General features: G+C 79.9%; 1 protein-coding gene. It reads left to right on the top strand.

What is annotated here, in order from left to right:
- Positions 1-638, top strand: a 638-nt coding sequence (locus NWP09_RS13125; RefSeq protein ID WP_258275927.1) for a fructosamine kinase family protein, incomplete at its 5' end; no start/stop codon positions are given.
- Positions 639-681 lie beyond the last annotated feature (43 nt).

Genomic DNA, 681 nt, shown 5'->3' with positions numbered 1-681 from the left:
GGGTCGGGCAGGCCGCCCCGACGGCCGCGCGCGCGGAGGCGCTCGGGCGCAGCCTCGCGGCGCTCCACGCGTTCGGCGCCGACTGGCACTGCTGCCCGCCGCGCGGTGCCGGGGCGCCGTTCGAGTGGGGCTCGTCGCGCGTGCCGCTCGCGACCTCGCCGGTCGCGGGAGGCTGGGGCGCGGCGTGGGCCGAGACGGCGGTGCGGCCGGTGCTCGTGCGGTGCCTCGAGCGGGGGCGGCTGGATGCGCGGGCCGGTCGAGTCGTGGAGCGCGCGGTCGACCGCATGGCCGCGGGCGACTTCGACGCGCCGCAGCCCGCCGGCGCCGGGCCGGTCGCGCGCATCCACGGGGACCTCTGGGCGGGCAACGCGCTGTGGGCGGAGGTCGACACGGGCGCGGTGCTCATCGACCCGCACGCGCAGGGCGGGCACGCCGAGACCGACCTCGCGATGCTCGCGCTGTTCGGGCTCCCGCTGCTCGAACGCGTGCTCGCCGCGTACCACGAGGCATCGCCGCTCGCCGACGGCTGGCGGGAGCGCGTGCCCATGCAGCAGCTGCAGCCGCTGCTCGTGCACACGCTGCTCTTCGGCGGCGGCTACGCCGACCGCGCGGTCGCGGTCGCGCGCTCGCTGGCGTGAGCACGCGGGCGCGCTCGGCGGCTGCCCGGGCTCGGGCACGGCG

The organism is Agrococcus sp. HG114, assembly GCF_024723325.1.
Lineage (GTDB): Bacteria > Actinomycetota > Actinomycetes > Actinomycetales > Microbacteriaceae > Agrococcus.
Note: the sequence above shows the minus strand (reverse complement) of the source record. Positions and strands in the feature narration are given on the sequence as shown.